Below are 1,462 nucleotides of genomic sequence, written 5' to 3'. Positions count from 1 at the left end.
AGAGGTTGGACGTGGCTGCAGGAGAAGAGACCTCCCATATCCTCAGCGGGTTGACTAACCAGCTGCCTGATCGTGATCCGGAAGAGACCGCCGAGTGGCTGGAGTCCCTGGATGCGTTGATTCAGGATCAGGGCACCGAGCGTGCCCAGTACATAATGCGCAGCCTGCTTCAGCGGGCCGGCGCGCAGTCCGTGGGTGTTCCGATGGTTACCACCACGGACTACGTCAACACCATCCCGGTGGACCAGGAGGCCGAGTTCCCCGGGGACGAGGAGATCGAGCGGAAGTACCGGGCGTGGCTGCGGTGGAACGCGGCTGTCATGGTGCACCGGGCGCAGCGGGCCGATATCGGCGTCGGCGGGCACATCTCGACCTATGCCGGGGCCGCGACCTTGTACGAGGTGGGCTTCAACCACTTCTTCCGCGGCAAGGACCACCCCGGCGGCGGGGACCAGGTCTTCTTCCAGGGCCACGCCTCCCCCGGCATGTACGCCCGGGCGTTTATGGAAGGCCGGCTGACCGAGGAGGACCTGGACGGGTTCCGGCAGGAGAAGTCCAAGGAAGGCCATGCCCTGTCCTCCTACCCGCACCCGCGGCTGATGCCGGAGTTCTGGGAGTTCCCCACGGTCTCGATGGGCATCGGCCCGATGAACGCGATCTACCAGGCCCAGTCCAACCGGTACCTGCACAACCGCGGCCTGAAGGACACCTCCGACCAGCAGGTCTGGGCGTTCCTGGGCGACGGGGAAATGGACGAGCCCGAATCCCGCGGCCTGCTCCAGCTCGCCGCGAACGACAAGCTCGACAACCTCAACTTCGTGATCAACTGCAACCTCCAGCGCCTCGACGGACCCGTGCGCGGCAACGGCAAGATCATGCAGGAACTCGAGGCGTTCTTCCGCGGCGCGGGCTGGAACGTCATCAAGGTCGTCTGGGGCCGGGAATGGGATGACCTGCTGGCCAAGGACCGGGACGGTTCGCTCGTGAAGATCATGAACGAAACCGTCGACGGGGACTACCAGACCTACAAGGCCGAGTCCGGCGCGTTCGTCCGCGAGCACTTCTTCGGACAGACCCCGCAGACCAAGGAAATGGTCCAGGACCTCACCGATGACCAGATCTGGAACCTCAAGCGCGGCGGCCACGACTACAACAAGGTCTACGCCGCGTACAAGGCCGCCACCGAGTTCAAGGGCAAACCCACCGTCATCCTGGCCCACACCGTGAAGGGCTACGGCCTGGGCACCCACTTCGAGGGCCGCAACGCGACCCACCAGATGAAGAAACTCACCCTCGCGGACCTCAAAGCCTTCCGCGACCACCTGCGCATCCCGATCACCGATGACCAGCTCGAAGCGGACCTCTACCGGCCCCCGTACTACCACCCCGGCATGGACTCCCCCGAGATCCAGTACCTCATGGACCGCCGCCGCGCCCTCGGCGGCTTCGTCCCCGAACGCCG

At 65.3% G+C, this 1,462-nt stretch carries 1 protein-coding gene; it reads left to right on the top strand.

Going from position 1 to position 1,462, the window contains the following annotated elements; all coding sequences use genetic code 11:
- Positions 1-11 precede the first annotated feature (11 nt).
- Positions 12-1,462 (top strand): pyruvate dehydrogenase E1 component-related protein (locus AC6EUH_RS18235; protein ID WP_499739498.1); only part of this gene is annotated, 1,451 nt, incomplete at its 3' end.

The sequence above is a fragment of the Arthrobacter sp. 001422645 genome (genome assembly GCF_059816125.1).
Note: the sequence above shows the minus strand (reverse complement) of the source record. Positions and strands in the feature narration are given on the sequence as shown.